General features: G+C 49.3%; 15 protein-coding genes. 1 reads left to right on the top strand and 14 read right to left on the bottom strand.

The genetic code is table 11. The annotated features are described in order from the left end of the window. Nucleotides 1-25 precede the first annotated feature (25 nt). From ACO6VE_RS00955 to ACO6VE_RS00900, 12 genes are all read right to left on the bottom strand, one after another. Complete coding sequence (locus ACO6VE_RS00955) at nt 26-2,920, bottom strand: DUF1601 domain-containing protein (protein ID WP_422459226.1); 2,895 nt, start codon at nt 2,918-2,920, stop codon at nt 26-28. Nucleotides 2,921-3,162: 242 nt separating this feature from the next. Then, nucleotides 3,163-3,468 (bottom strand): RAP domain-containing protein, encoded by a 306-nt coding sequence (locus ACO6VE_RS00950; protein ID WP_422459224.1) that lies wholly within the window; start codon nt 3,466-3,468, stop codon nt 3,163-3,165. Then, on the bottom strand, nt 3,458-4,879 hold the full coding sequence (locus tag ACO6VE_RS00945) for a hypothetical protein (RefSeq protein ID WP_422459222.1): 1,422 nt from the start codon (nt 4,877-4,879) through the stop codon (nt 3,458-3,460). The genes ACO6VE_RS00950 and ACO6VE_RS00945 overlap by 11 nt, the downstream gene beginning before the upstream one ends. A gap of 112 nt (nt 4,880-4,991) precedes the next feature. Further along, entirely contained in the window at nt 4,992-8,678 is a 3,687-nt protein-coding gene (locus ACO6VE_RS00940; RefSeq protein WP_422459220.1) for a DUF1601 domain-containing protein, read from the bottom strand. A gap of 237 nt (nt 8,679-8,915) precedes the next feature. Continuing rightward, nucleotides 8,916-12,338 carry a DUF1601 domain-containing protein gene (locus ACO6VE_RS00935; protein WP_422459218.1) on the bottom strand — a complete coding sequence of 1,141 codons (3,423 nt, stop codon included), beginning with the start codon at nt 12,336-12,338 and terminating at the stop codon, nt 8,916-8,918. 226 nt (nt 12,339-12,564) lie between these two features. Next, the gene (locus ACO6VE_RS00930) at nt 12,565-12,729 is read right to left on the bottom strand and encodes a hypothetical protein (protein ID WP_422459216.1); all 165 of its coding nucleotides are present in this window, start codon (nt 12,727-12,729) and stop codon (nt 12,565-12,567) included. Nucleotides 12,730-12,915: 186 nt separating this feature from the next. Then, nucleotides 12,916-15,804 carry a DUF1601 domain-containing protein gene (locus tag ACO6VE_RS00925; protein ID WP_422444807.1) on the bottom strand — a complete coding sequence of 963 codons (2,889 nt, stop codon included), beginning with the start codon at nt 15,802-15,804 and terminating at the stop codon, nt 12,916-12,918. A gap of 115 nt (nt 15,805-15,919) precedes the next feature. Next, nucleotides 15,920-17,053: an RAP domain-containing protein gene (locus ACO6VE_RS00920; protein WP_422444809.1), complete on the bottom strand. Its 1,134-nt coding sequence runs from the start codon at nt 17,051-17,053 to the stop codon at nt 15,920-15,922. 39 nt (nt 17,054-17,092) lie between these two features. Next, a complete protein-coding gene (locus ACO6VE_RS00915) occupies nt 17,093-17,887 on the bottom strand; it encodes a hypothetical protein (RefSeq protein WP_422444811.1) in 795 nt (264 codons plus the stop codon). A gap of 135 nt (nt 17,888-18,022) precedes the next feature. Next, the gene (locus ACO6VE_RS00910; RefSeq protein WP_422444813.1) at nt 18,023-20,617 is read right to left on the bottom strand and encodes a DUF1601 domain-containing protein; all 2,595 of its coding nucleotides are present in this window, start codon (nt 20,615-20,617) and stop codon (nt 18,023-18,025) included. A 163-nt stretch (nt 20,618-20,780) separates the two neighbouring features. Next, nucleotides 20,781-21,950: a DUF1601 domain-containing protein gene (locus ACO6VE_RS00905; RefSeq protein WP_422459214.1), complete on the bottom strand. Its 1,170-nt coding sequence runs from the start codon at nt 21,948-21,950 to the stop codon at nt 20,781-20,783. A 163-nt stretch (nt 21,951-22,113) separates the two neighbouring features. Further along, on the bottom strand, nt 22,114-25,281 hold the full coding sequence (locus tag ACO6VE_RS00900; protein ID WP_422444847.1) for a DUF1601 domain-containing protein: 3,168 nt from the start codon (nt 25,279-25,281) through the stop codon (nt 22,114-22,116). Nucleotides 25,282-25,528: 247 nt separating this feature from the next. Here ACO6VE_RS00900 and ACO6VE_RS00895 point away from each other — a divergent pair, with 247 nt between their 5' ends. Further along, a complete protein-coding gene (locus ACO6VE_RS00895) occupies nt 25,529-25,840 on the top strand; it encodes an RNA recognition motif domain-containing protein (RefSeq protein ID WP_269674327.1) in 312 nt (103 codons plus the stop codon). Between the two features lie 41 nt (nt 25,841-25,881). On the opposite strand, the gene ACO6VE_RS00890 is transcribed toward ACO6VE_RS00895, so the two are convergent. Then, nucleotides 25,882-26,478 (bottom strand): RING finger domain-containing protein, encoded by a 597-nt coding sequence (locus ACO6VE_RS00890; RefSeq protein ID WP_422444849.1) that lies wholly within the window; start codon nt 26,476-26,478, stop codon nt 25,882-25,884. Between the two features lie 47 nt (nt 26,479-26,525). Next, a complete protein-coding gene (locus tag ACO6VE_RS00885; protein ID WP_422444851.1) occupies nt 26,526-26,849 on the bottom strand; it encodes a hypothetical protein in 324 nt (107 codons plus the stop codon). Nucleotides 26,850-26,956: the final 107 nt, after the last annotated feature.

The raw sequence follows: 26,956 nt of genomic DNA, 5'->3' as shown, positions 1-26,956 counted from the left end.
TGGAGTCATGATGCAAGGGAAGTGGTTAGTGCCTTTTTTTTCTTTTCCTTTTTCTTTTTTTTGGTTTGTCTGTGTGCTTTTCTGAATTTTCTTCGACGGTTAAATAACAGTGATCCGGGGATGGCTGCCCTTTATCGGCGGTAACGTTTGTCTCATCTGCCCATCCGCTGTTAAGTGATACACAGCCATGACCCTGTGGCGGGGTGTCCACCCTGGCCTTTATTTGGTTAATGCATAGTTTTATTGAATTCAGGCTGCTGAGCTGGTTAACCGGGATTTCAATGACCTCAAATCCTGATTTTTTCAGCAGTGCAATTTTAAGCAGAGTCGAACCATTCCTGATTTTAAAATCATTACTCAGGTAATGATACGGTCCCTGAATTTCAATCACCATGTTGTGATCTGGCAGTAGCAGGTCAACGGGAGGCAATGAGTTCAGACACTTTTCTTCTTCAATCTTCAAAGAGGGCATGCATGATTGGAGTTGATCGCGGAAGTCGGCTTGGTGTTTTGAAATGGTTGTCTGGTAATGGGGGATGATCGGACTCGCTCTCCCAAGCCAACTGGCGGCCATGGCCATGATGCGTTGATCCTTTTCATTGTCCGGGGATGTATTTTCCAGGCGAGTAAACAGGTCAACCATGTGCTTTTCAAGCATGTTACTTTTATTAGCATTGGAGTCCAGGGACAGCCTGGCACAGCATACCATTACGCCCCAGAGAGACATAAATATATCTTGCTGAGAGAGCTGAAGGTTGTCACTTAATCGGCAGACCAGCGATTCGAACGTAGAGGTAACCACGTGTAGCTCAACGAGTTCACCCAGTTTCGCCATGGCCCACAGAATGTTGGCGATATGCTGAGGATTAAATTGGTGTTTCTGTGGGGGCACGTGGGGCAACACTACGAACATAGCTTCTCTAAGCTCTGGCAACCACTCTCCGTTGTCCACCAGTTTTGCCATGGCCCAAATCATGTTGGCGATATCCTGGGTATTAAACTGGTTTTTCGGTGCGTTCACGTGGTGCAAAAGCGCGGCCACGGCCTCTTTGAGTTCTGGTGTCCACTCCTGCCCGTTGTCCACCAGTTTTGCCATGGCCCACAACAGGTTGGCAATATGCTGAGGAATAAATTGGTCTTTCTGTTTGTTCACGTGGGGTAGCAGTTCGGCCACGGTCTCCATGAGCCCTTGTGTTCGTTCCATTCCGTTGTCCACCAGTTTCGCCATGGCCCACAGCAGGTTGACATTGCCCTGAGCTTTAAATTGGTCCTTCTGTGCGTTCACGTGGGGCAACAGTGCGGCCACGGTCTCTTTGAACTCTGGTGTCTGCTCCTGCCCGTAGTCCACCAGTTTCGCCATGGCCCACAGCAGGTTGGCGATTTCCTGTGGTTTAAAGTTAGCTTTCTGTGCGTTCACGCGGGGCAACAGCGCAGCCACGGCCCCATGTAGCTCGCGTGTCCGCTCCTGCCCGTAGTCCACCAGTTTCGCCATGGCCCATAGCAGGTTGGTGATTTCCTGGGGGTTAAAGTTAGCTGTCAGTACGTTCACTTGGGGCAACAGCACAGTCACGGCCTTTATGAGCCCTGGTGTTTGCTCCTGCACGTTGTCCATCAGTTTCGCCATGGCCCACAGCACATTGGCGATTCCCTGGGCATTAAATTGGTTTTTCTGCGTGCTCACTTGGGGAAACAGCGCGGCCACAGCCTTTTTAAGCCCTGGTGTTTTTTCCTGCCCGTTGTCCACCAGTTTCGCCATGGTCCAAAGCAGGCTGGCAATATCATTGGCATTAAATTGAACTTTCTGTGTAATCACGTGGGGCAACAGCGCGGCCACGGCCTCGTTGAGCCCTGGTGTTCGCTCCTGTCCGTTGTCAACCAGTTTCGCCATGGCCCATAACAGGTTGGCGATTCCCTGAGTAGTAAGTTGGTCTTTCTGTTCGTGCACAAGGGGCAATAACGTGGCCACGGCCTTGTTGAGCCCCGGTGTTCGCTCCTGCCCGTGGTCTACAAGTTTCGCCATGGCCCACAGCAGGTTGACAATGTCCTGAGCTTTCAATCGGTCCTTCAGTGCGTTCACGTGGGGCAACAGCGCGGCCACGGCCTCTTTGAACTCTGGTGTCTGCTCCTGCCCGTAGTCCAGCAGTTTCGCCATGGCCCACAGCAGGATGGCAATGCCCTGAGGAATAAATTGGTCTTTCTTTGCATTCACATGTGGCAACAGCGCGGCCACGGCCTCTTTGAGCCCTGGTGTGTGCTCCTGCCCGTTGTCCACCAGTTTTGCTATTGCCCACAGCTGGTTGGAGATTCCCCGGGCATCAATGTCCCGGGCTTGAGGTTGTTGGTTGCACTTGAATATGATTGCATCAAGTAGCGTTGACAATAAGGCAACCTGAGTGTGCCTGACACGCTCATCCACGGGTTTATAAGGGGTAAAAACACCCGCTGAAGTCAATGCATGAAGTGTGGTCGTAAGGCTTCGCCAGCCCCAACGCCGTGTTACGGTAAAATTTTGCAGAAAATGCATCAGCTGGCTTTGTTCCGCTCGATTCAACCGTCTTTGGGCAGCTGATGTGTATCGTTTAATTGAATTGGCATACAGACCGTGATTTCTCCCATCATAGCGATGACCGAAATGATCCGATTTACTCAGCAAACCATCCATTATTTCCTGTTTGATGAGAGCACTGAAATCTTGAACAGGGTTTACTGAACGGCTCTGTAGATATTGAGAAGTGTGTGCGCCAGAAGAATGGTGAAATTCATTGCGCCCCTGGGTAGTGCGTGGGGGATTATTCCATTGTTTGACTGTGGCATGTTTATATCGCCCATGCCTTGAAGATCTGGGATGGTTATCCGGATGGTTGTAATTTTTATCGGATCTTGCGTATTGACCACTGATACCAGCAGAGGTTCTATGCATAATTATATTTCATCAATTCATGAAAATATAAAAAACAGACTGCTGTTCTGTTCAGAAGTTCATTTTGCCGGAATGTGTACACGGTTCCGGAGTCATGATGAAAGGGAAGTGGTTAGTGCCTTTTTTTTCTTTTCCTTTTCTGTTTTTTGGTTTGTCTGTTTGCTTTTCTTAATTTTCTTCAACGGCTAAGTAACAATGACTTGAAGATTGCCACTTTTTATCGGCGGTAACGTTTGTCTCCTCTACCGATCCGATGTCAGGTGATGCACAGCCATGCCCTGGGGCGGGATGTCCAACCTGGTCTTTATTTGATCAATGCATAGTTTCATTGAATTCTGGCTACAAAGCTGGTTAGCCGGGATTTCAATGACCTCAAATCCTGATCTTTGCAGCAGTGCTATTTTAAGCAAAGTCGAACCATTCCTGATTTTAAAATCATTACTTACGTAATGAGACGGCCCCTGAATTTCAACAACCATGTTGTGTTCTGACAGTAGCAGGTCAACGGGAGGCAATGAGTTCAGGCTTTTTTCTTGTTCAATCTTCAAAGAGGGCATGCATGATTGGAGTTGATCGCAAAAGTCGGCTTGAGGTTTTGAAATGGTTGTCTGGTAATAGGGAACGATCGGACACGCTCTCCCAAGCCAACTGGCGGCCATGGCAATGCATGGCAATGATGCGTTGATCCTTTTCATTGTCCGGGGATGTATTTTCCAGGCGAGTAAACAGGTCATCCATGTGCTTTTCAAGCACGTTATTTTTATTGGCATTGGGGGCCAGAGACAATCTGGCACAACATACCATTACTCCCCAGAGAGACATCAATATAAATTGTTGAGAGAGCTGAGGGTTGTCACTGAATCGGCAGAGCAACGATTCGAACGTAGAGGTAACCACGTGCAGCTCAACGAGTTCCCCCAGCTTCGCCATGGCCCACAGCAGGTTGGCGACTTGCTGAGGATCAAATTGGGCTTTCTGTGGGTTCACGTAGGGCAGCAGCGTGGCCACGGCTTCTTTAAGACCTGGTGTCCACTTTCCGTTTTCCACCAGTTTCGCCATGGCCCACAGCAGTTTGGCAATTGCCTGTGGTGTAAAGTTGGCTTTATTTGCGTACACGTGGGGCAACAGCGCGGCTACAGCTTTTTTAAGTCCTGGTGTCTGTTGCAGGCCCTTGTCCACCAGTTTCGCCATGGCCCACAGCAGGTTGGCGGTTTGCTGAGGAATAAAGTGGTCTTTCTGTGCATTCATGTGAGGCAACAGCACGGCCACGGCCTCTTTGAGTTCTGGTGTTTGCTCCTGCCTGTTGTCCACCAGTTTCGCCATGGCCCACAGCAGGTTGGCGATTCCCTGGGCACCAATATTCCTGGCTTCAGGTTTTTGGTTGCACTTGAATATTATTGTATCCAGTAGCATTGACAATAAGACAGCTTGAGTATGCTTAACACGCTCATCCATGGGTCTATGAGGGGTAAAAACACCCGCTGAAGTCAATGCATGAAGTGTTGTTGACAGGCTTCGCCAACTCCAACTCCGTGTTACTGTAAAATTTTGCAGCAAACGTATCAGCTGGGTTTGTTCCGCTTGATTTAACGGTCTTTTAGCAGCTGACGTGTATTTTTTAATTGAATTGGCATACAGACCGTGATTTCTCCCATCATAGCGATGACCGAAGCGATACGATTTATTCACCAGATCATCCATTATTTCCTGTTTAATGGGGGCGTTAAAATCTTGAGCAGGGTTTACTGAACGGCTCTGTAGATGTTGAGAAGGGCATACGCCAGAAGAACGGTAAAATTCCTTACGCCCCGGGGTAGTGCGGGGGGGATTATCCCACTTTCTGACTATATTCTGTCTATATTGTACGCGCCTTGAAGAAGTAGCATGGCCATCCGGCTGGTTGTAATCTTTATCGGATCTTGCGTATTTACCACTGATCCCAGCAGAGGTTCTGTGCATAATTATATTTCATTAATTCATGAAAATATAAACTACAGACTGCTGTTTTGTTCAGAAGTTCATTTTGTCGGAATGTGAACACGGTTCTTGAGTCATGATGAAAGGGAAGTGGTTAGTGCCTTTTTTTTCTTTTCCTTTTTCTGTTTTTTGGTTTGTCTGTTTGCCTTTCTGAATTTTCTTCAACGGCTAAGTAACAATGACCTGAAGATTGCCACTTTTTATCGGCGGTAACGTTTGTCTCCTCTATCGATCCGATGTCAGGTAATACACAGCCATGACCCTGTGGCGGTATGTCCACCCTGGCCTTTATTTGATCAATGCATTGTTTCATTGAATTCTGTCTCCAAAGCTGGTTAGCCGGGATTTCAATGACCTCAAATGCTGATTTTTTCAGCAGTGCTATTTTAAGCAGAGTTGAACCATTCCTGATTTTGAAATCATTACTTACGTAATGAGACGGTCCCTGAATTTCAATCACCATGTTGTGATCTGGCAGTAGCAGGTCAACGGGAGGCAATGAGTTCAGGCTCTTTTCCTGTTCAATCTTCAAAGAGGGCATGCGTGATTGGAGTTGATTGCGTAAGTTGGCTTGAGGTTTTGAAATAGTTGTCCGGTAATGGGGGATGATCGGACACGCTCTCCCCAACCAAATGGCAGCCATGGTAATGATTTGTTGATTCTTTTGATTGTCCGGGGATGTATTTTCCAGGCGAGTGGACAGGTCATCCATGTGCTTTTCAAGCACGTTATTTTTAATGGCATTGGGGGCCAGAGACAACCTGGCACAACATACCATTACTCCCCAGAGAGACATCACTATATCTTGCTGAGAGAGCTGAGGGTTGTCGCTGAATCGGCAGAGCAACGATTCGAATGTAGAGGTAACCACGTGCAGCTCAACGAGTTCACCCAGCTTCGCCATGGCCCACAGCAGGTTGGCGATTTGCTGAGGATCAAATTGAGCTTTCTGTGGGTTTACGCAGGGCAGCAGCGCGGCCACAGCTTCTTTAAGCCCTGGTGTCCACTCTCCGTTTTCCACCAGTTTTGCCATGGCCCACAGCAGGTTGGTGATTGCCTTTGGTGTAAAGTTGGCTGTATGTGCGTGCACGTGTGGTAACAGCGTGGCCACAGCTTTTTTAAGCCCTGATGTCTGTTGCTGGTCGTTGTCCACCAGTTTTGCCATGGCCCACAGCAGGTTGGCGATTTGCTGAGGATTAAATTGGTCATTCATTGCGTTCACGTGGGGCAACAGGCGGGCCACGGCCTCGATGAACTTTGGTGTCGGCTCCAGGCCGTTGTCCACCAGTTTCGCCATGGCCCACAGCAGGTTGGAGATATGCTGAGGAATAAATTGGTCTCTCAGTAGTTTTACGAGGGGTAACAGCGTGGCCATGGCCTCGTTGAGCCCTGATGCCTGCTCCTGTCCGTTGTCCACCAGTTTCGCTATGGCCCAGAGCAGGTTGGTAATATCCTGGGCATTGAATTGGTTTTTCTGTGCCTTCACGTGAGGCAACAGTGCGGCCACAGCTGTTTTAAGCCCTGGTGTCTGTTCCCGGCCGTTGTCCACCAGTTTCGCCATGGCCCACAGCAGGTTGGTGATTCCCTGGGCATTAAATTGGTCTGCCTGTGCGTTCACGTGGGGCAACAGTACGGCCACAGCTGTTTTAAGCCCTGGTGTCTGTTCCTGCCCGTTGTCCACCAGTTTCGCCATGGCCCACAACAGGTTGGCAATTTGCTGAGGAGTAAATTGGTCTCTGGTTGCGTTCACGTGGGACAACAGCTGGGCCACAGCCACGTTGAACTCTGGTGTCTGCTCCTGCCCGTTGTCCACCAGTTTCGCCATGGCCCACAACAGGATGGCGATATGCTGAGGAATAAACTGGTATTTCTGTGCGTTCACGTGGTGTAACAGGGCTCCCAGGGTCCCTTTGATCTCTGGTGTCCGTTCCTGCCCGTTGTCCACCAGTTTCGCCATGGCCCACAGCAGGTTGGAGATTCCCTGGGCATTAAATTGCTCTGTCTGTGCGTTCACGCGGGGCAACAGCGCGGCCACGGCCTGTTTGAGTTCTGGTGTCTGCTCCTGCCAGTTGTCCACCAGTTTCGCCATGGCCCACAGCAGGTTGACGATTTGCTTAGGTATAAATTGGTCTTTCCTTGCGTTCACATAAGGTAGCAGTCCGACCACAGTACTGTTGAATTCTGGCAACTGCTCCTGCCCGTTGTCCACCAGTTTAGCCATGGCCCACATCAGGATGGTGATATGTTGAGGTATAAATTGGTCTTTCTTTGCGTTCACGTGGGGTAACAGCGTGGCCACGGCCTCTATGAGCCCCGGTGTCTGCTCCTGCCCGTTGTCCACCAGTTTCGCCACGGCCCACAGCAAGTTGGCGATTCCCTGGGCATTAAATTGGTTTTTATGTGCGTTCACGTGGGGCAACAGCGCGGCCACAGCCTTTTTAAGCCCCGCTGTCTGTTCATGTCCGTTATCCACCAGTTTTGCCATGGCCCACAGCAGGCTGGCGATATGCTGAGAATCAAATTGGTCTTTCTGTGGGTTCACGTGGGGCAACAGTGCGGCCACGGCCTCATTGAACTCGGGTGTCAGCTTCTGCCCGTTGTCCACCAGTTTTGCCATGGCCCACAGCAGGTTGGCAATACCCTGTGGTTTAAAGTCAGTTTTCTGTGCGCTCACGCGGGGCAATAGCGCTGCTACGGCCTCGCTGAGATCTGTTGTCTGCTCCAGCCCGTTGTCCACCAGTTTCGCCATGGCCCATAGCAGGTTGATGATTCCCAGGGTATGAAGTTGGTCTTTCTGTTCGCGTACGATGGGCAACAACGCGGCCACAGCCTTTTTAAGCCCCGGTGTCTGTTCATGCCCGTTATCCACCAGTTTCGCCATGGCCCACAGCAGGTTGGCGATTCCCTGTGGATTAAAATTAGCTTTCTGTGCATTTACGTCGGGTAACAGCGCAGCCACGGCCTCTTTGAGCCCAGGTGTCTGCTCCTGGCCGTTGTCCACCAGTTTGGCCAAGGCCCACAGCACGTTGGCGATTCCCTGTGTTATAAAGTTAGATTTTTGTGCGCTTACGTGGGGTAACAGCGCAGTCACGGCCTCTTTGAGCCCTGGTGTCTGCTCGTGTCCGTTGTCCGCCAGTTTTGCCATGGCCCACAGCTGGTTGGCGATTCCCCAGGCATCAATATTACTGTCTTTTAGTCTTTGGTTGCCGTTAAATATTATTGCATCCAGTAGCGTTGACAATAAGGTAGCTTGAGTATGCTTAACACCCTCATCCATGGGGCTATGAGGGGTAAAAACACCCGCTGAAGTAAATGCATGAAGTGTTGTTGTCAGGCTTCGCCAATTCCAGCTCCGTGCTGCGGTAAAATTTTCCAGAAAACCTATCAGCTGGCTTTGTTCCGCCTGGTTTAACGGTCTTTTAGCAGCTGACGTGTATTGTTTGACTGAATTGGCATATAGACCGTGATTTCTCCCATCATAGCGATGACCGAAACGAGCCGATCTACTCAGCAAACCATCCATTATTTCCTGTTTGATGAGAGCATTAAAATCTTGAGCAGGGCTTACTGAACGGCTCTGTAGATATTGAGAAGTGTATGCACCAGAAGAATGGTAAAATCCATTATGCCTCGGTGTGGTGCGTGGGGGATTATGCCATCGTCTGACTGTGGCATCTCTATATCGCCCACGCCTTGAATATCCGGGATGGTCATTCGGCTGGTTGTAATCGTTATCGGATCTTGCGTATTTACCACTGATACCAGCAGAGCTTCTATCCATAATTACATTTCATCAATTCATGAAAATATAAAAAACAGACTGCTGTTCTGTTCAGAAGTTCATTTTGCTGAAATAGCGATAGACGTAACCGGTTGAGAGAGCACAACTACTCCTGATGTCAGCAATCCGTTATTTTCAAATCATCCGGAGGAAGATTGTTAGAACACATGGGTTCCACACCGGCATTCCTTTCCTGAAATGTGAAAACGGTTCTTGAGTCATGATGAAGGGAGAAGATTACTGGCTGTTTGTTCTCTTCCTTTTTCTACTTTTGGGATTGCATGCTTGCTCTTCTAAATGTTCTTCGGCGGTCAAGTCACAGTGATCTGCGGGCTGCCATCTTTTATCGGCGGTCACGTATGCCTCATCTGCCCAAGCTCTTTTAAGTGATCCAGAGCCATGCCCCCTCGGCGGGGTGTCTACTCTGGTCTTTATGTGATCAATATATCGTTTTATTGAATCCTGGTTATAAAGCTGGTTAACCGGGATTTCAATGACCTCAAATCCTGCTTTTTGCAGCAGTGCGATTTTAAGCAGAGTCGAACCATTCCTGGTGTTGAAATCGCCACTTACGTAATGGGACGGTCCCTGAACTTCAATAACCATCTTGTGATCTGGCAGTAGCAGGTCAACCGGCGGTAATGAGTTCAGACTCTTTTCTTCTTCAATCTTCAAAAAAGGAATACTTGATTGCAGTTGATTGCGGAAGTCGGATTGCGGTTTTGAAATGATGGTCTCGTAGTGGAGGATGATCGGGTACGCTCTGCCAAGCCAACTTGCGGCCATGGCAATGATGCGTTGATCCTCTTCATTGTCTGGGAAGGTATTTTCCAGGCGATTAAACAGGTCATCCATGTGTTTTTCAAGCACGTTATTATTGGTATTGGAGTCTAGAGATAACCTGGCACAGCAGACCATTACTCCCCAGATAGACATCAATATCGCTTGCTGAGAGAGCTGAGGGTTTTTACTGATTCGGCGGACAAGCGATTCGAACGTGGAGGTAACCACGTTCAGCTCAACGAGCTCGCCCAGTTTTGCCGTGGCCCACAGCAGGTTGGCGATATGCTGAGGAGTAAATTGGTCTTTCTGTGCGTTCACTTGGGGCAACAGCGCGGTCACGGCCTCGTTAAACCCTGGTGTCCGCTCCTGACCGTTGTCCACCAGTTTCGCCATGGCCCACAGCAGGTTGGCGATTTCCTGTGGTTTAAAGTTAGCTGTCTGTACGTTCACGTAGGGTAACAACGCGGCAACAGCCTCTTTGAGCCCTGATGTCCGCTCCTGTCCGTTGTCCACGAGTTTCGCCATGGCCCATAGCAGGATGGCGATATGCTGAGGAATAAATTGGTCTTTCTGTGAGTTCACGTGGGGTAACAGTACGGCCACGGCCTCGTTGAGCTCGGGTGTCTGCTCCTGGCCGTTGTCCACCAGTTTCGCCATGGCCCAAAGCAGGCTGGCGATTTCCTGTGATTTAAAGTTAGCTTTCTGTACGTTCACGAGGAGCAATAACGCGGCCACAGCCTCTTTGAGCTCTGGCGTCTGCTCCAGCCCGTTGTCTACCTGTTTCGCCATGGCCCACAGCAGGTTGGCGATTTCCTGTGGATTAAAGTTAGCTTTCTGTGCATTCACTTGGGGCAACAGCGCGGCTACGGCCTCGCTGAGCCCTGGTATCCACTCCTGGCCGTTGTCCACCAGTTTCGTCATGGCCCACAGCAGGTTGGCGATACCCTGAGCATTAAATTGGTCCTTCTGTGCGTTTATGTGGGGTAACAGTGCGGCCACGGCCTCGCTGAACTCTGGTGTCTGCTTCTGTCCGTTGTCCACCAGTTTCGCCATAGCCCACAGCAGGTTGACGATATGCTGAGGAATAAATTGGTCTTTCTGAGCGTTCACGTGGGGTAACAGCGCAGCCAGGGCCTCTTTGAGCCCTGATGTCCACTCTTGCCCATTGCTCACCAGTTTTGCCATGGCCCACAGCAGGTTGGCGATATGCTGTGGAATAAATTGGTCTTTGTGTGCGTTCACGTAGGGCAACAGCGCGGCCACGGCCTCGTTGAGCTCTGGTGTCCGCTCCTGCCCGTTGTCCACCAGTTTCGCCATGGCCCACAGCAGGTTGGCGATATGCTGAGGGATAAATTGGTCTTTCTGTGCGTTGATGCGGGGCAACAGCGCGGCCATGTTCTCGTTGAACTCTGGTGTCTGCTCCTGTCCGTTGTCCACCAGTTTCGCCATAGCCCATAGCAGGTTGGCGATACTCTGGGCATTAAATTGGTCTTTCTGTGCGTTCACGTAGCGCAAAAGCGCGGCCACGGCCTCTTCGAGTTCTGGTGTTCGCTCCTGCCCGTTGTCGACCAGTTTCGCCATGGCCCACAGCAGGTTGGCGATTTCCTGGGGTTTAAAGTTAGCTGTTTGTACGTTCACCTGGGGCAACAGAGCGGACACGGCCTTTTTGAGCTCTGGTGTCCGCTCCTGTCCGTTGTCTACCAGTTTCGCCATGGCCCATAGCAGGTTGGTGATTTCCTGTGGTTTAAAGTGAGCTTTCTGTGTGTTCACGTGGGGCAACAGCGCGGCCACGGCCTCGTTGAGCCCTGATGTCCGCTCCTGCCCGTTGTCCACAAGTTTCGCCATGGCCCACAGCAGGTTGACAATGCCCTGAGCATTAAATCGGTCCTTCTGTGCGTTCACGTGGGGCAACAGCGCTGCCACACCCTCTTTGAGCCCTGGTGTCCGCTCCTGTCCATTTCCCACAAGTTTCGCCATGGCCCACAGCAGGTTGGCAATGCCCTGAGCATTAAAGTGGTCCTGCTGTGCGTTCACTTGGGGCAACAGCGCGGCCACGGCCTCTTTGAGCTCTGGTGTCCGCTTCTGTCCGTTGTCCACCAGCTTTGCCATGGCCCACAGCAGGTTGACGATATGCTGAGGAATAAATTGGTCTTTCTGTGCGTTCACGTGGGGCAACAGCGCAGCCAGGGCCTTTTTGAGCCCTGATGTCCACTCTTGCCCATTGCTCACCAGTTTTGCCATGGCCCACAGCAGGTTGGCGATTCCCTGAGCATCAATATCCCTGGCTTCAGGTTTTTGATGGCACTTGAATACTATTGCATCAAGTAGCGTTGACAATAAGGCAGCTTGGGTAAGCTTTACACGCTCATCCATGGGTTTATGAGGGGTAAAAACACCCGCTGAAGTCAATGAATGAAGTGTTGTTGACAGGCTTCGCCAACTCCAGCTCCGTGTTGCTGTAAAATTTTGCAGAAAACTTATCAGCTTGCCTTGTTCCGCTTGATTTAGTGGTCTTTTAGCAGCTGACGTGTATTTTTTAATTGAACTGGCATATTGACTGTGATTTCTCCCATCATAGGAATGACCGAAACGACCAGATGTACTCACCAGACCAGCCATTATTTCTTGTTTGATGAGAGCATTAAAATCCTGGGCAGTGTTTACTGAACGGTACTGTAGATATTGAGAAGAGCGTGTGCCGGTAGAACAGTAAAATTCATTACGCCCTGTGGTAGACCGGGGGGGATTATCCCATTGTCTGACTGTGGCATGTCTATATCGCCCATGCCTTGAAGAAGCAGCATGGTCATTCGACTGATTGTAATTTTTATCGGATCTTGCGTGTTGACCACTGATACCAGCAGAGCTTCTATCCATAATTACATTTCATTAATTCATGGAAATATAAAAAACAGACTGCTGTTCGGTTCAGAAGTTCATTTTTTACTTTTTGGTTTGTCTCTTTGCTCTGCTGAATGTTTTTCGGCGGTTAAGTTACAGTGTTGCCATCCTTTATCGACAGTTATACATAGCTCATCTTTACCCCGCTTTTAAATAAGTGATACTGAGCCATGTCCCTCTAGGAGGCTGACCGAGAATAGGCTTATGTTATCATAAGCCTCAAATTTTGTAGAAAACGTATCAGCAGGCTTTGTTCCGCCTGGTTTAACGGTCTTTTAGCAGCTGACGTGTATTGTTTAATTGAATTGGCATACAGACAGTGATTTCTCCCATCATAGCGATGACCGACACGCTCCGATTGACTCACCAGGTCATCTATTATTTCCTGTTTGGTGAGAGCATTAAAATCTTGAGCAGGGTTTACTGAACGGCGCAGCAGATATTGAGAAGAGTATGCGGCAGAAGAAGGGTAAAATTCATTTCATTAATTCATGAAAATATAAAAAGCAGACTGCTGCTCTGTTCAGAAGTTCATACTGATGAAATATCCGGGTTAAGTAATTGATACAGAACCATGCCCTTGTGCCCGGATGTCTACCCTGGTCTTTATGCGATCAATACACAGTTTCATTGAATCCAGGTTCCAAAGCTGGTTAACCGGGATTTCAATGACCTCAAATCCTGATTTTTGCAGCAGGGCGATTTTAAGCAGAGTCGAACCATTCCTGGTGTTGAAATCACCACTCACGTAATGAGTTGGTCCCTGAATTTCAATAACCATGTTGTAATCCGGCAGTAGCAGGTCAACCGGAGGCAATGAGTTCAGACACTTTTCTTCTTCAATCTTCAAAGAGGGAATGCGTGATTGGAGTTGTTCGCGAAAGCCGGTTTGAGGTTGTGAAACGACTATCCGGTAATGGGGGGTAACCGGACAGGGTCTCCCGAGCCAACTTGCGGCCATGGCAATGACGCGTTTATCCTCATCATTGTCCGGGGATGTATTTTTCAGGCGAGTAAACAGGTCATCCATGTGCTTTTCAAACACATTATTTTTATTGGCATTAGAGACCAGAAACAACCTGGCACAGCATACCATTACTCCCCAGAGAGACATCAATATTGCCTTGAGAGAGACATGAGGGTTTTTACTGATTCGGTGGACAAGAGGCTCAAACGTGGCCATAGCCACGTTCAGCTCAACGAACTCACCCAGTTTCGCCATGGCCCACAGCAGGTTGGCGATATGCTGAGGAGTAAATTGGTCTTTCTGTGTGTTCACGAGGAGTAACAGAACGGCCACGGCCTTGTTGAACTCTGGTGTCTGCTCCTGCCCGTGTTCCACCAGTTTTGCCATGGCCCACAGCAGGTTGGCAATAGCCTGGGGATTAAAGTTAGCTTTTTGTGCGTTCACGAGGGGCAACAACGCGGCTACGACCTCATTGAATTCTGATGATCGCTCCTGTCCGTTATCCACCAGCTTCGCCAGGGCCCACAGCAGGTTGGCGATACCCTGTGGTTTAAAGTTAGCTTTCTGTGCGTTGACGTGGGGCAACAGCGCGGCTACGGCGTCTTTTAGCACTGAGGTCATGTCCTGCCCGTTGTCCATCAGTTTTGCCAGGGCCCATAGCAGGTTGGCGATACTATGGGCAGTAAAATAGTCTTTCTGTACGTTCACGCGGGGCAGCAGCGCAGCCACAGCCTTGTTGAGTTCTGGTGTACGCTTTTGCCCATTGTCAACCAGTTTGGCAATGGACCACATCAGGTTGACCATTTCCTGTGTTTTAAAGTTAGCTTTCTGTGCGTTCACGAGGGGCAACAGCGCGATCACAGCCTCTCCAAGCCCCGGTGTACGCTCCTGTTCGTTGTCTACCAGTTTCGCCATGGCCCAGAGCAGATTGACGATATGCTGAGGAATAAATTGGTCTCTCTGTGCGCTCACTTGGGGGAACAGCACGACCACGGCCTTATTGAGCGCAGGTGTTCGCTCCTGCTCATTGTCCACCAGTTTCGCTATGGCCCACAGCAGGTTGGCGATATGTTGAGGAATAAATTGGTCTTTATGTGCGCTCACGAGGGGCAGCAGCGCGACCACGGTCATTTTGAACTCTGGCGTCCGCTCCAGTCCGTTGTTCACCAGTTTTGCCATGGCCCACAGCAGATTGGCGATTTCCTGTTGAGTAAAGTTAGCTTTGCGCGCGTTCACGCGGGGCAATAGCGCGGCCAGAGCCTCTTCGAGTTCTGGTGTCCATTCCTGCCCGTTGTCCACCAGTTTCGCCATGGCCCACACCAGGTTGGCGATACCCTGGGCATCAAATTGGTCTTTCAGTGCGTTCACATGAGGCAACAGCGCAGCCAGGGCCTCGTTGAGTTCCGGTGTCTGCTTATGCCCGTTGTCCACCAGTTTCGCCATGGCCCACAGCAGGATGGCGATATCCCGTGGTTTGAAGTTATCTTTCGATGCATTTATGTGGGGTAACAGCGCAGCTAAAGCCTGTTTCAACGCTGGTGTCTGCTGCTGGCCGCCGTCCACCAGTTTGGCCATGGCCCAGAGTATGTTGGCGATTTCCTGTGGTTTAAAGTTAGCCTTCTGTGCGTTTACATGGGGCAACAGGGTAGCCAGGGCTTCTTTGAGTCCTGGTGTCTGCTTCTGCCCTTTGTCCGCCAGTTTCGCCATGGCCCACAGCAGATTGGCGACTTCCTGTGGATTAAAATTGGTTTTCCGGGCGTTTACAAGGGACAATAGCGCGGCCACGGCCTGTTTCAGCTCTGGTGTCTGATCCTGCCCCAAGTCCACCATTTTCGCCATGGCCCACAGCAGGTTGGTAATTCCCTGAGTATCAATATACCTGGCTTCAGATGTTTGATGGCACTTGAATATTATTGCATCAAATAGCGTTGACAATATGTTCGCTTGAGTAAGCCTGACGCGCTCATCCATGGGTCTATAAGTGGTAAAAACACCTGCTGAAGTCAATGAATGAAGTGTTGTCGACAGGCTTAGCCAATTCCAGCTGCGTACTGCGGTAAAGCGTTGCAGCAAACGTAGCAGCTGGCTTTGTTCAGCTCGATTTAACGGTCGTTTAACAGCTAATGCGTATTTTTTAATGGAACTGGCATATTGCCCGTGATTCCTCCCATCATAGCGATAACCAAAACGATCCGATTTTTTCAGCAGATCATCCATTATTTCCTGTTTAATGAGGGCATTAAAATCTGGAGCAGGGTGTACTGAACGGCACTGTAAATATTGAGAAGAGCGTGCGTCATAAGAATGGCAAGATTCGTTACGCCCCGGGGTAGTGCGGGAAGAATGAACCCGCCGTCTGACTGTACCCTGTCTGTATTGCCCATGCCTTGAAGAAGCGGCATGGTTATCCGGTTGGTGATATTCATTACCTGACCTTGCGTATTTACCACGGATACCAGCAGTGCTTCTATCCATAATTATATTTCATTAATTCATGAGAATATAAAAAGCAGACTGCGATTCTGTTCAGAAGTTCATTTTGCTCGAATGTGAAAATGGTTCAGGAACCATAATGAAAGGGAAGAGGTTATTACCTTTTTTTTCTCTTCCTTTTTCTTTTTGGTTTGCGTGTGTGCTGTTCTAAATGTTCTTCGGCCTTTAAGTAAGAGTGATCTGAGCATTGCCGTCCTTTATTGGCAGCAACGTTGGCCTCTTCTGTCCACCCGATGTTAAATGATACAGTGCCATGACCTTGTGCCGGGGTGTCTACCCTGGTCTTTATTTGATCAATACATCTATTCATTAAACCTTTGTTCCAAAACCCGTTAACCGGGATTTCAATGACCTCAAATCCTGATTTTCTCAGCAGTGCGATTTTAAGCAGAGTTGAACCATTCCGGGTTTTGAAGTCACCGCTGACGTAATGAGAGGGTCCCTGAACTTCAATAATAATGTTGTGATCTGGCAGTAGCAGATCAACCGGAGGTAATGAATGCAGACTCTTTTCTTCTTCAATCTTCAAAAAGGGAATGCGAGATTGGAGTTGATTGCGGAAGATGGTCTGATATTTTGAAGTGGTTGTCTGGTAATGAGGGGTGACCGGACATGGTTTTCCAAGCCAACATGCGGCCATGGCAAGGATGGATCGATCCTCTTCATTGACCGGGGATATATTTTCCAGGCGAGTAAACAGGTCATCCATATGCTTTTCAAGCACATAATTTCTATTGGTATTAGAGTCCAGAGCCAACCTGGCACAGCATACCATTACTCCCCAGAGAGACATCAATATGGCATGGTGAGAGAACTGAGGGTTGTAACTGATTTGGTAGACAAGGGATTCGAACGTAGAGGTAGCCATGTTCAGCACAACGAACTCACCGAGTTTGGCCATGGCCCACAGCAGGTTGGCGATTTCCTGTGGTTTAAAGTCAGCTTTCTTTGCGTTTACCAGGGACAGCAGCGAGGCCACGGCTTCGTTGATTTCTGGAGTCCGCTCCTGTCTGTTGTCCACCAGTTTCGCCATGGCCCACAGCAGGTTGGCGATAGCCTGGGCATTAAATTGGTCTTTCTGTATGTTCACCTGAGGCAACAGTGCGGCCACAGTTTCTTTGAGCCCTGGTGCCCACTCCTGCCCGTTGTCCACCAGTTTTGCCATGGCCCAGAGCAGATTGGCGATGCCCTGGGCATTAAATTGGTTCTTTTGTGCGTTAACGTGAGGCAACAGTGCGAACAGGGCCCCGTTGAACCCTGGTGTCCACTCTTACCCGTGGCCCACAAGTTTCGCCAAGGCCCACAGCAGGTTGGCGATATGCTGAGGAATAAACTGGTTTTTCTCTGAGTTCACGAGGGGTAACAGCGCTGCCACAGCTTCTTTGAGCCCTGGTGTCCATTGCTGCCCGTTGTCCACCAGTTTTGCCATGGCCCACAGCAGGTTGGCGATTCCCTGGGCATCAATATCCCATGCTTGAGGTTTTTGGTTGCACTTGAATGTGATTGTATCAAGTAGCGTTGACAATAAGACAGCTTGAGTAAGCTTAACGCGCTCACCCATGGGTTTATGAGGGGTAAAAACACCCGCTGAAGTAAATGAATAAAGTGTTGTCGTCAGGCTTCGCCAATTCCAGCTCTGGGTGACTGTAAAATGTTTTAGCAAACGTATCAGCTGGCTTTGTTCCGCTGGATTTAACGGTCTTTTTGACGCTGACGTGTATCTTTTAATTGAACTGGCATATTGCCCATGATTTCTCCCATCATAGCGGTGACCGAAATGATTCGATTTACTCACCAGATCATCCATTATTTCCTGTTTGGTGAGGGCGCTAAAATCTTCAGCAGGGTTTATTGAACGGTGTATTAGATATGGAGAGGGGCGTGCGCCAGACGAGTGGCAAAATTCATTGCGCCCCGGGGTAGTACGGGAGGAATGATCCCGTCGTCTGACTGTACCCTGTCTGTATTGCCCATGCCTTGAAGAAGCGGCATGATCATCCGGTCGGTTGTGATCATTGCTTGATCTTGCGTATTTACCGCTGATACCAGCAGTGCTTCTATCCATAATTATATTTCATCAATTCATGAGAATATAAAAAGCAGACTGCGGTTCTGTTCAGAAGTTAATTTTGCTGAAAAGTTTATAATTTTGCTTCCTTTTTCCATTTTCTGGCATCCTCGCTGCGGGCGCTATTCACGGTCAGCCTCCTAGCCTGGTCTTTATTTGATCAATACATAGTTTTATTGAATCCTGATTCCCAAGCATTTTAACCGGGATTTCAATGACCTCAAATCCTGATTTTTGCAGCAGTGCATTTTTCAGCAGAGTTGAACCATTCCTGGTTTTGAAATCACCACCCACGTAGTGGGACGATCCCTGAATCTCAATCACAATATTGTGATCTGGCAGTAGCAGGTCCACCGGAGGTAATGAGTTCAGACTCTTTTCTTCTTCAATCTTCAAAGAGGGAATACATGATTGGAGTTGATTGCGGAAGTCGGATTGAGTTTTTGAAATGATTGTCTGGTAATGGGGAACGACCGGACACGCTCTGCCAAGCCAGCTTGCGGCCATGGCAATGCTGCGTTGTTCCTCTTCATTATCCCGGGATGTATTTTGCAGGCGAGTAAACAGGTCATCCATGTGTTTTTCAAGCACGTGATGTTTATTGGCATGGGAGACCAGAGACAACCTGGCACAGCATACCATTACTCCCCAGAGAGACATCAATATCGCTTGCTGAGAGAGCTGAGAGTTTCCACTGATTTTGCAGACAAGCGTTTCGAGCGTGGATGTAACCACGTTCAGCTCAATGAGCTCACCCAGTTTCGCCAGTGCCCACATCAGGTTGGCAATATGCTGAGGAATAAAGTGGTCTTTCTGTGCGTTTACGTGGGGCAACAGCTCGGCCACGGCCTGCTTGAGCCCTGTTGTCTGCTCCTGCCCGTTGTCCACCAGTTTTGCCATGGCCCACATCAGGTTGGCGATTTCCTGCGGTTTAAAGTCAGCTTGCTGAACGTTCACGTGGAGTAACAGTGAGGCCAGAGCTTCTTTAAGAAGCTCTGGTGCCCACTCTCCGTTGTCCACCAGTTTCGCCATGGCCCACAGCAGGTTGGCAATACCCTGTGGTTTAAAGTTAGCTTTCTGTGCCTTCACGAGGGACAACAGCGCGCCCACGGCTGCTTTGAGCTCTGGTGTCTGCTCCTGCCCGTTCTCCACCAGTTTTGCCATGGCCCACAACAGGTTGGCGATACCCTGGGCATTAAATTGGTCTTTCTGTACGTTCACCTGGGGTAACAGCGCGGCCAGGGTCTCATTGAACTCTGGTATCCGCTCCTGCCCGCTTTCCACCAGTTTCGCCAAGGCCCACAGCAGGTTGGTGAAATTCTGAGGATTAAATTGGTCTTTCTGTGCGTTCATGCACGGTAACAGAGCAGCCACAGCCTCTTTGAGCCCTGGTGTCCGCGCCTGCCCATTCTCCACTAGCTTCGCTATGGCCCACAGCAGGCTGGCGATTTCCCGTGGTTTAAAGTCAGTTTGATGTAGTACGTTCACTTGGAGTAACAGTGAGGCCAGAGCTTCTTTAAGAAGCTCTGGTGTCCACTCCCCGTTGTCCACCAGTTTCGCCATGGCCCACAGCAGGTTGGCGATATGCTGAGGAAGAAACTGGTTTTTCTGTGCATTTACATGGGGCAACAGCGCGGCCACTGCTTCTTTGAGCTCTGGTGTCTGCTCCTGACCGTTGATCACCAGTTTCGCCATGGCCCACAGCAGGTTGGCGATGTGCTGTGGTTTAAAGTTACCTTTCTGCGCATTCACGCGGGGCAACAGCGTGGCCACGGCTTCGTTGAGCTCTGGTGTCTGCTCCAGCCCGGTGTCTATCAGTTTCGCCATAGCCCACAGCAGGTTGGCGATTTCTTGTGGGTTAAAGTTAGCTTTCTGTGCATTCACTTGGGGCCACAACGCAGCCAGGGCCTCTTTGAGCTCTGGTGTCCACTCTTGCCCGTTGTCCACCAGTTTCGCCATGGCCCACAGCAGGTTAGCGATATGCTGAGGAATAAATTGGTCTTTCTGTACGCTCACATGGGACAACAGCGCGGCCACGGCCTGTTTGAGCCCTGGTGTCAGCTCCTGCCCGTTGTCCAACAGTTTCGCGATGGCCCATAGCAGGTTGGCGATTCCCCTGGCATCAATATTCCTGGCTTCAGGTTTTTGGTTGCACTTAAATGTTATTGCATTAAGCAGGGTTGACAATAAGTGAGCTTGAGTAAGTTTAATACGCTCATTCATGGGTTTATGAAGGGTAAAAACACCTGCTGAAGTAAATGAATGAAGTGTGGTCGTCAGGCTTCGCCAATTCCAGCTCCGTGTTGCGGTGAAATTTTGCAGCAGACGTATCAGCTGGCTTTGTTCAGCTCGATTTAACGGTCTTTTAGCAGCTGACGTGTATTTTTTAATTGAACTGGCATATTGACCGTGATTTCTCCCATCATAGCGATGACCGAAATGATCTGATTTACTCACCAGATCATCCATTATTTCCTGTTTAATGAGGGCATTAAAATCTTGCGCAGGGTTTACTGAACGACGCTGTAGATGTTGAGAAGAGCATGCGGCAGAAGAATGGTAAAATTCATTACGCTTCGGGGTAGAGCGGGGGGGATTATCCCACTGTCTGACAGTACTCTGTCTATATTGAGCGCGCCTTGAAGAAGCAGCCCGGTTATCCGACTGGATGTCATCATTACCTGGTCTTGCGTATTTACCACTGATACCAGCAGAGCTTCTATCCATAATTATATTTCATCAATTCATGAAAATATAAAAAGCAGACTGCGGTTCTGTTCAGAAGTTCATTTTGCTTAAAAGTTTATAATTTTGCTTCCTTTTTCCATTTTCTGGCATCCTCGCTGCGGGCGCTATTCTCGGTCAGCCTCCTAGCCTGGTCTTTATTTGATCAATACATAGTTTTATTGAATCCTGATTGGAGTTGATTGCGGAAGTCGGATTGAGGTTTTGAAATGATTGTCTGGTAATGGGGGACGACCGGACATGCTCTGCCAAGCCAATTGGCGGCCATGGCAATGCTGCGTTGATCCTCTTCATTATATTGGGATGTATTTTGCACGCGAGTAAACAGGTCACCCATGTGCTTTTCAAGCACGTGATTTTTATTGGCATTGGCGACCAGAGACAACCTGGTACAACATACCATCACTCCCCAGAGGGACATCATTATCGTTTGCTGAGAGAACTGTGAGTTTTCACTGATGCAGACAAGCGTTTCAAACGTGGATGTAACCACATTCAGCTCAACGAGCTCACCCAGTTTCTCCAGGGCCCACATCAGGTTGGCGATATGCTGAGGAGTAAAGTGGTCTTTATGTGCTTTTACGTGGGGCAACAGCGCTGCCATGGCCTTTTTGAGCTCTGATATCAGCTCCTGCCCGTTGTCCACCAGTTTTGCCATGGCCCACAGCAGGTTGGCGATATGCTGAGGAGTAAACTGGTCTTTTTGTGCGTTCACGTAAGGTAATAGTACGGCCACAGCTTCTTTAAGCTTTGCTGTCCAATGCTCGTTGTCCATCAGTTTCGCCATGGCCCACAGCAGGTTGGTGATACCCTGTGGTTTAAAGTTAGCTTTCTGTGCCTTCACGAGGGACAACAGCGCGGCCACGGCTTCTTTGAGCCCTGATGTCTGCTCCTGCCCGTTCTCCACCAGTTTTGCCATGGCCCACAACAGGTTGGCGATACCCTGTGGTTGAAAGTTAGCTTTCTGTGCTTTCACGTGGGGCAACAGCGTGGTCACCGCCTTGTTGAGCGCCGGTGTCCACTCCTGCCCGTTGTCCACCAGCTTTGCCATGGCCCACAGCAGGTTGGCGATATGCTGAGGAATAAATTGGTCTGTCTGTTCGTGAATATGGGGCAACAACGCGGCCACTGTGTCGTTGAACTCTGGTGTCTGCTTCTGCCCGTTGTCCACCAGCTTCGCCATGGCCCAAAGAAGGTTGACGATTCCCCGGGCATCAATATCCCGGGCTTGGGATTTTTGGTGGCACTTGAATATTATTGCATCAAGCAGATTGGACAGTAAGGCAGCTTGAGTAAGCGTGACCTGCTTATCCATGGGATTATGGGGGGTAAAAACACCCGCTGAAGTCAATGAATTAATTGTTGTCGTCAGGCTTCGCCAACCCCATCGCCGTGTTATTGTAAAATTTTGCAGTAATCCTATCAGCTGGTTTTGTTCAGCCCGATTTAACGGTCTTTTAGCAGCTGACGTGTATTTTTTAATTGAATTGGTATACTGGTTGTTTTTTCTTTTTACTTTCTGGGTGGTCTCTTTGCTCTTGTGAATTTTCTTCGGCGGTTAAGTAACAGTAATCTGAGGGGTGCCAATCTTTATCGGCAGCAACGTATGCGTTATCTGTCCACCCTCTTTTAAGTGATACAGCGTCATGCCCGTGTACCGGGATGTGTATTCTGGACTTTATTTGTTCAATACGTCGTTTTATTAACCTTTTGTCCAAAAGCTCGTTAACCGGGATTTCAATAACCTCAAATCCTGCTTTTTGCAGCAGCGCAATTTTCAGCAGAGTCGAACCATTCCTGGTTTTGAAATCACCACTTACGTAATGAGCCGGTCCCTGAATTTCGATAACCATGTTGTGATCTGGCAGTAAGAGATCAACCGGAGGTAATGAGTTCAGACACTTTTCTTCTTCAATCTTCAAAGAGGGAATGGATGATTTGAGTTTATCGCGGAACTCGGCTTGAGGTCTTGACCTGGTTGTCTGGTAATCGAGGACGAACGGGCAGGGTTTCCCGAGCCACTTGGCGGCCATGGAAATGATGGTTTGATCCTCTTCATCATCCGGGGATGTATTTTCCAGACGAGAAAACAGGACAGCCAGATGTTTTTCAAGCACATCTTGTTTATTGACACTGGCCACCAAAGATAATCTGGCACAGGACACCATTACTCCCCAGAGAGATATCAATATCCCTTGCTGAGAGAGCGTCGGGTTGTTACTGATTCTCTGGACAAGAGATTCAAACGTAGAGGTAAACACGTTCAGCTCGATAAGCTCACCCAGTTTTGCCATGGCCCACAGCAGGTTGGCAATATGCATGGGAATAAATTGATCTTTCTGTTGGTTTACATAGGGTATCAGCGTGACCACGGCCTCTGTGAGCACTGATCTCGGCTCCTGTTTGTTGTCCACCAGTTTTGCCATGGCCCACAGCAGGTTGGCAATACCCAGTGGGTGAAGGTTAGCCTTTTGTGCGATCACGCAGGTCAACAGCGCGGCCACGGCTTCGTTGAACTCTGGTGTCTGCTCCTGCCTGTTGTCCAAAAGTTTGGCCATTGCCCACAGCAGGTTGGCGATATGCTGAGCTGTAAATTGGTCTTTCTGTGCGTTCACATGGGGCAACAGCACGGCCACGGCCTCATTGAGCTCTGGTGTCCGCTCCTGCCCGTTGTCCAACAGTTTCGCCATGGACCACAGCAGGTTGGCAATATGCTGAGGAATAAATTGGTCTTTCTGTGTGTTCACATGGGGCAACAGCACGGCCACGGCCTCGTTGAGTTCTGGTGTCCGCTCTTGCCCACTGCCGACCAGTTTCGCCATGGCCCACAACAGGTTGGCTATACCCTGGGCATTAAATTGATCTTTCTGTGCGTTCACGTGTGGCAACAGCGCGGCCAGGGCCTCGTTGAACACTGGTGTCAGCTCCAGCCCGTTGTCCAACAGTTTCGCCATGGCCCACAGCAGGTTGGTGATCCCCTGTGTTTTAAAGTGAGCTTTATGTGTGTTCACGTGGGGCAACAGCCTGGCCAAGGCCGCGTTGAGCCCTGGTGTCTGTTCCAGGCCGTTATCCACTAATTTTGCCAAGGCCCACAGCAGGTTGCTGATACCCTGGGCATTAAGTTGGTCTTTCTGAGCGTTTACGCAGGGCAAAAGTGCGGCCACCGTCTTTTTGAGTTCTGGTGTCTGCTCGTGGCCGTTGTCAACGAGTTTCGCCATGGCCCACAGCAGGTTGCTGATACCATGGGCATTGAATTGGTCTTTCTGTGCGTTCACGCAGGGCAACAGCGCGGCTAAGGTTTCTCTGAGCCTTGGCGACTGCTCCAGCCCATAGTCCAGCAGTTTCACCATGGCCCAGAGCAGACAGGCGACCTGGTTAGGAGTAAATTGGTCTTTCTGTGTGTTCACGAAAGGCAACAGCACGGCCACGGCCTGGTTGAGCTCTGGTTTCCGCTCCGGTCCGTTGTCCATCAGTTTCGCCATGACCCACAGTAGTATGGCGATTTCCTGGGTTTTAAAGTTGGCTTTCTGTGCGTTCACGTGGGGCAACAGAACGTCCACGGCCTCTATGAGGCCTGATGATTGCTCCAGCCCGTTGTCCACCAGTTTCGCCATGGCCCACAGCAGGTTGGCGATGTTCTGAGGAATAAATTGGTCTTTCTGTGCGTTCACCTGTGGCAACAGCTTGGCTACGGACTTTTTGAGTCGTGGTGATTGCTCCAGCCCGTTGTCCACCAGTTTTGCCATGGCCCACAACAGGTTGGCGATATGCTGAGGAATAAATTGGTCTTTCTGTTCGCTCACCTGAGGCAACAGCGCGGTTACGGCCTCTTTCAGCCCTGGTACCCACTCCAGGCCGTTGTCCCCCAGTTTCGCCATGGCCCATAGCAGGTTGGCGATTTCCTGTGGTTTAAATTGAGCTGTCTGTGCTTTCACGTGGGGCAATAGCGCAGCCGCGGCCTCTTTGAGCCCTGGTGTTCGTCCCTGCCCATTGTCCACCAGTTTTGCCATGGCCCACAGCAGGTTGGCGATTTCCTGGGTATCAATATCCCCGGATTCAGGTTGCAGATTGCAGTTAAATTTTATTGCATCAAATAGCGTTGACAATATGTTGGCTTGAGTAAGTTTAATACGTTCATCCATGGGGTTATGAAGGGTAAAAACACCGGCTGAAGTGAATGAATGAAGCGTTGTTGTCAGGCTTCGCCAATTCCAACTCCGGGTTGCGATAAAATTTTGCAGCAAACGTATCAGCTGGCTTTGTTCCGCTCGATTTAACGGTCTTTTAGCAGCTAACGTGTATTTTTTTATTGAACTGGCATATTGACCGTGATTTCTCCCATCATAGCGGTGACCGAAACGATTCGATTTACTCAACAGACCAGCCATTCTTTCCTGTTTGATGAGGTCATTGAAATCTTGAACAGGGTCTACTGAACGGCACTGCAGGTGTTGAGAAGGGCATACGGCAGAAGAACGGTAATATTTATGACGCCACGGTTTAGTGCGCGGGGTACTATCCCTCTGGCTGACCGTGGCATGTCTATACCGACCACGCCTTAAAGAAGCGGCATGGTCATCCGGTTGTCTGTAATCATTATCTGGTCTTGCGTATCTACCACTGATACCAGCAGAGCTTCTGTCCATAATTATATTTCATTAATTCATGAGAATATAAAAAAGCAGACTGCTGTTCTGTTCATAAGTTCATTTTAGTGAAATGTCTATAATTCCTGAATCCGTTAATGATCAACATGAATCTGCCGATAAGCAAGTGGACAACAACAGTGTGATATGACAATCTGATGATTGTTACATTTTGTTGATCTTGATGTTGATACTGCTTTTCTACGCAAGGACTTGCGTTCAACCTAGAGAAAAACCAGAGTTTTCCATGCAAAAAAGGACTTTATACATTGGTAACCTGGCGTATACCGCCGTTGAAGAAGACCTTGAACAGGCTTTCGAATCATTTGGTGTCATTGAAGATATCAAACTGATGAGGGATCGGGAGACTGGGCGCTCAAGGGGCTTTGCATTCATCACCTTTGAAAAAGAAACGGAAGCTGAAGCCGCCAGAACTATGGATGGCAAAGAAGTAGCCGGGCGGCCATTAAGAGTAAATGACGCTCGACAGAAGGAATCTGGTCAGCGAGATTCAGCCAAAAGACAACCAAGGTCTTTTAATAACAACTTTAACCGCTAAAGGTTTAATCTGAAAGTGCTTTAAGCTTTGCGGAAATGTGCTCACTTTTTTGCGCAATATGCTATACCAGTTGCGACACATCCTAGGGCAGCCCCCCAGATACAAACCGCAGCAGCAGAAGGAAACATTGCGTGATAAGGATAAGGAGCGGCGGCAGCTCGAGCTTGATCAACCATAGCCACCGTACAAGCCCCGGCAGCAGCCCCGGCGGCTGTGGCATAACGTAGGGGAACACCAGCAACAGCTGCAAGAGTCCCGATAGTAGCAGTGGGAAAAAACGTAGCAACCGCCGCAGCAGTGGCAACAACCTGGGACGGTTTAAAAAAACCATCACGAATTACGTTAAGGGCAGTGCCGATACCGGAGATGCTGAAATAATACAGAGCAGTTTTGCCAAAGATTGGGATAGCTTTTATCAAAATATTTACTGCCCGGTCATACAATGGGATACATTTTATCCGTTTTACTTCATCATCAGTTAATTGTTTTGTACATAACAGACAGTTCTTTTGGCCAGAACTTTCAATCCATCCCTGCATGCATGATCTACCAAAGGCATGTCCGCATGTTAGTTTGAAGGGGCTGCATTTTTCAGAATCATAACATATTAAACATGCAACATCGTCAACAGCATCCATATGAAAGCCTCACAGTTTCATCCTCAAATGCTGACATCTTTATCTGGTCACTCTCTTTCCTCATACGCCAAATGAGCCAGGGCAGCTCCCATGGCAGCCCCCCCGAGACAAACCGCAGTATCAGAAAGATTGAGCACGCCACAAGCAGCTGCAGTATGATTAAACGCAACCCCACCACAAGCCCCGGCAGCAGCCCCGGCAGCAGTAACAAAACCTATGGGGGCATCAGCAGCAGCCCCGAGAGCCCCGATAGCAGCCACAGGAATAAACACGGCAGTATTTGCAGCAATTGCAATCAATGAGGCAGGATTCAAGGACCCGTTAAGAACCACGCCAGCGGCAAAGCCTGCGTACAAACTACCGAGATACATTGAAGCAGTTCTGCCAAAGATTGGGATAGCTTTTATCGAAATATTTACCACTCGGTCATACAACGGGATATAGTTTATCTGTTCTACTTCATCATCAGTTAATTGTC

The sequence above is a fragment of the Endozoicomonas sp. ALB115 genome (assembly GCF_049310245.1).
Lineage (GTDB): Bacteria > Pseudomonadota > Gammaproteobacteria > Pseudomonadales > Endozoicomonadaceae > Endozoicomonas.
The sequence above is the reverse complement of the archived record's forward strand: the minus strand, read 5'-3'. Positions and strand labels throughout refer to the sequence as shown.